The sequence below is a fragment of the Dyella sp. genome (assembly GCF_035508675.1).
GTDB lineage: Bacteria > Pseudomonadota > Gammaproteobacteria > Xanthomonadales > Rhodanobacteraceae > Dyella_B.
Genome location: NZ_DATJMN010000091.1, coordinates 1 through 4,191 on the forward strand (window position 1 = coordinate 1; position 4,191 = coordinate 4,191).

Consider the following 4,191-nt stretch of genomic DNA (forward strand, 5'->3'; position numbering starts at 1 on the left):
TGGCTGCCATTCGCGCCGCGCAGCTGGGCCTCAAGACCGCCTGCGTGGATGCCTTCGTCGGCAAGGACGGCAAGCAAGCCCTGGGCGGCACCTGCCTCAATGTGGGCTGCATTCCGTCCAAGGCGCTGCTCGACTCGTCCAAGCAGTACTTCAACCTGTCGCACAACCTGCCCGCGCACGGCATCAGCGTCGAGAACGCCAAGGTGGACATGGCCACCTTCATCGGCCGCAAGGACAAGATCGTCAAGCAGTTCACCGGCGGCATCGGCCAGTTGTTCAAGGCCAACAAGGTCACGCCGTTCTTCGGCAAGGGCAAGCTGCTGAAGGGCAACAACGTCGAGATCACCGGCAACGACGGCAGCAAGCAGACGATCAGTGCCACCAACGTGATCCTCGCTTCCGGCTCGGTGCCGATCGAGCTGCCGTTCGCCAAGTTCGACGGCAAGCACATCATCGACAACGCCGGCGCGCTGGACATCAACGAAGTGCCCACGCGCCTGGGCGTGATCGGCGCCGGCGTGATCGGCCTGGAACTGGGCAGCGTGTGGAACCGCCTGGGTGCGCAGGTCACCATCCTCGAAGCGCTGCCGGATTTCCTGGCGGTCGCCGACCAGGACGTCGCCAAGATCGCCAAGAAGGAATTCGAAAAACAGGGCCTGACCATCAAGCTCGGCGCCAAGCTCACCAAGGCTGAGCTCAAGAAGAACGAAGTCGCGCTCACCTACGAAGACAAGGATGGCGCGCACGAACTCACCGTCGACAAGCTGCTGGTGGCTGTGGGCCGCCGCGCCTACACCGAAGGCCTGTTGGCCGACGATACCGGCGTGAAGCTGGATGAGCGCGGCCGCATCGTAGTCGACGAGCACAACCACACTGGCGTGGACGGCGTGTGGGCAATCGGCGACGCCGTGCGCGGCCCGATGCTGGCGCATAAGGGTTCCGAGGAAGGCGTGGCGGTGGCCGAGTGGATCGCCGGTAAGGCCGGCCACGTGAACCTGGAAACGGTACCGTGGGTGATCTACACCGAGCCGGAAATCGCCTGGGCCGGCAAGACCGAGAAGGAACTGAAGGACGCCGGCATTCCGTACAAGATTGGCACCTTCCCGTTCGCCGCCATCGGCCGCGCCGTGGCCATGAACGAGGCCGTCGGCCAGGTGAAAGTGATCGCCCATGCCGAAACCGACCGCCTGCTGGGCGTACACATGGTCGGTCCGGGTGTGTCGGAGCTGATCGCCGAGGCCGTGGTGGCGATGGAGTTCAAGGGCTCCGCCGAAGACCTGGCCCGCATCGTCCACGCGCATCCGACGCTTTCCGAAGCCGTGCACGAAGCCGCGCTGTCGGTCGACAAACGCGCCATCCACAAAGGTAATTGAGGTCAGGATGACCTCACCCCGGACAGCACATGGATGTGCGTCGATCCGGGGTCCAGTCGATCCAGGCTTCAACGGCTTCACCCCGGGCAGCGCATGAATACGCGATGATCCAGGGTCCACGGCCCGCTCGTGGCGACATGAGCGGGCCGTTCTGTTTGAACCATCCGAAAACGTCATCGCCGGCATGACGCGCGAAAAAAGCGAGCCCATCGATATGCCTCAACCCACTGCCCTCTGCGTCTACTGCGGCTCCCAAAACGGCCAGCATCCCATCTACACCGAAACCGCCCACGCCTTCGGTCTGGAACTGGCGCGCCGCGGCATTGCGCTGGTGTATGGCGGCGGCAAGGTCGGCTTGATGGGCACGGTCGCCAATGCGGTGCTGGCCGGTGGCGGCAAGGTGATCGGGGTGATCCCGCGCCAGCTGGTCGACCGCGAGGTGGCGCATACTGGCCTCAGCGAACTGGTGGTGGTCGACACCATGCACCAGCGCAAGACGCGGATGTACGAATTGTCCGACGCGTTCGTCGCCCTGCCTGGCGGTTTCGGCACCATGGACGAAATGTTCGAGATGCTGACCTGGGCGCAGCTCGGCCTGCATCGCTACCCGTGCGCGTTCCTCGATACGCATGGCTACTATGGTCACCTGCGTAGCATGATGAACCATATGGTCGCCGAAGGTTTCGTTGCAGAAGGTCGACGCGACAGCGTGTGGTTCGGTGATTCGATTCGCGAGTTGTTCGACTGGATGGATCAGTATCACGTCGGCGCGGCACCACGTGGTGTCGATGCATCCAGCATCAAGGCATGAGGAACCCACCATGATGACCTTCCAAGCCTTTCGCATTCACAACGATGCACACGGTTATCGCGGCGGCATCGAAACCATGCATGCCGATGCACTGAGCCCAGGCGAAGTGCTGGTGAAAGTGGCCTACTCGTCGGTGAATTACAAAGACGCGCTGGCCGGTACCGGCAAAGGCAAGATTCTTCGTCAATATCCGCTCAATGGCGGGATCGATGCAGCGGGCGTGGTGGTCGCATCCACCGATGCACTGTTCAAGGAAGGCGACAAGGTGTTGTGTACGGGCAGCGGCCTTTCCGAAATACGCGATGGCGGCTACGGCGGATACATCCACCTGCCCTCGCAATGGGCGATTCCGCTGCCGGATGCGCTGAGCCTGCGCGAAAGCATGATCCTGGGAACAGCCGGCTTTACGGCCGCACTGGCCCTCCTGCGCATGCAGGACAACGGTCAAACGCCCGCACTTGGCCCGATCGCCGTCAGCGGCGCCAGCGGCGGCGTGGGCACGCTGGCTATCGACATCTTCACGCGCGCCGGTTATGACGTGCACGCCATCAGCGGCAAGAGCGCGCACTTCGATTTCCTACGCAGCCTCGGCGCAGCCGAATGCATCGACCGCCATCAGTTGGCTTTCAGCGGCAAGCCGATGGATTCGGCACGCTTCGGCGGCGCGCTGGACAATGTCGGCGGCGCCATGCTTGCCGGCTTGCTACCGCTGATCGTGCCTTGCGGCAACGTTGCCATCTGCGGCAATGCCGGTGGCATTGGCCTGGAAAGCACGGTCATGCCGTTCATCATTCGCGGCGTCAGCCTGTTGGGCATTGCCTCGGCAGGTACGGCCCGCGATATTCGCGGGCGGGTATGGCACCATCTGGCCAGTGACTGGAAGCCGCGCCATCTCGATCGCATCGCCACCCGGGAAATCACGCTGGAGCAACTGCCGGAAGTTTTTGAGCATATGCTGGCAGGCGAATCCTTTGGCCGCACGATAGTGCGCGTGGATCACGTTTGACGTAAACCATGCTTGGAAGCGTCGCCACGGCGACATAGAATTAACGAAACGACTAGGGGATTCCCAGCTTATGGCACGCATTCTGATCGTCGACGATTCTCCGTCGCAGCTGCTCGGTATCAAGCGCATCGTCGAGAAGCTCGGCCACGAAACGCTGACTGCCGAAGACGGTGCTGCGGGTGTCGCCGTCGCCAAGCAGGAAAAGCCCGCACTCATTCTGATGGACGTGGTGATGCCGAACCTCAATGGTTTCCAGGCCACGCGCACCATCAGCAAGGATCCGGAGACCGCCCACATCCCGATCGTACTGGTCACCACCAAGGATCAGGAAACCGACAAGGTGTGGGGCATGCGCCAGGGCGCAAAAGCCTATGTCACCAAGCCGATCAAGGAAGAGGAACTGGTGAAGGTGCTGAAGGAATTGCTGCCGGTGTAGTCGCGGGAATCGTCAATCGGAAATCGTAAATAGTTAAGAGCGATCGCTCGCTGGCCCACGGTACGCCGCTCTTACGATTCCCGATTTACGATTTACGATTCACGGCTTTTCATCGCCGCGGATCGTAATGCGCAAATTGCGCCTGTAGCGCCTCGTAGGCTTTGCGCTGTGCGTCGTTCTCCGCCACCGGCACCCTGATCGATATTTCCACCAGTTGGTCGCCCGGTGTCAGTCCCGGCAAGCCACGGCCTTTCAAGCGCAGCTTGCGGCCGGATTGCGTGCCGGCAGGAATCCGCAGATCCACCGTGCCCGCCAGCGTCGGTACCGGTACGGTGGCGCCCAGGGCGGCCTCCCATGGGCTGACCGGCAGCACGTGCAGGACGTTGCGGCCATCCAGCTTGAAGCGCGCGTCGTCGCGAATGCCCACTTCCAGCAGCAGATCGCCGTTCGGGCCGCCAGCCGCGCCTGGGTGTCCCTGGCCAGTGAGGCGGATCACCTGGCCCGGCTGGATGCCGGCGGGGATCTTTACCTCCAGCACACGCTCTTGGCCGCTGCCGTCGTCCAG

At 62.7% G+C, this 4,191-nt stretch carries 5 protein-coding genes; 4 read left to right on the forward strand and 1 reads right to left on the reverse strand.

The genetic code is table 11. From position 1 onward, the window contains the following. The 4 genes from lpdA to pilH form a co-directional block, all read left to right on the forward strand. Positions 1 to 1,373: dihydrolipoyl dehydrogenase (lpdA, locus tag VMA74_RS05170; protein ID WP_325365474.1), on the forward strand; the 1,373-nt coding region annotated here is incomplete at its 5' end. A 214-nt stretch (positions 1,374 to 1,587) separates the two neighbouring features. Continuing rightward, entirely contained in the window at positions 1,588 to 2,184 is a 597-nt protein-coding gene (locus VMA74_RS05175; RefSeq protein ID WP_325365476.1) for a TIGR00730 family Rossman fold protein, read from the forward strand. A gap of 10 nt (positions 2,185 to 2,194) precedes the next feature. After that, entirely contained in the window at positions 2,195 to 3,190 is a 996-nt protein-coding gene (locus tag VMA74_RS05180) for a YhdH/YhfP family quinone oxidoreductase (protein WP_325365478.1), read from the forward strand. 70 nt (positions 3,191 to 3,260) lie between these two features. Further along, the gene (pilH, locus tag VMA74_RS05185; RefSeq protein WP_325365480.1) at positions 3,261 to 3,626 is read left to right on the forward strand and encodes a twitching motility response regulator PilH; all 366 of its coding nucleotides are present in this window, start codon (positions 3,261 to 3,263) and stop codon (positions 3,624 to 3,626) included. Positions 3,627 to 3,735: 109 nt separating this feature from the next. Here the strand turns inward: pilH and VMA74_RS05190 are convergent. Continuing rightward, a partial coding sequence (locus VMA74_RS05190) for a DnaJ C-terminal domain-containing protein (RefSeq protein ID WP_325365482.1) occupies positions 3,736 to 4,191 on the reverse strand: 456 nt, incomplete at its 5' end.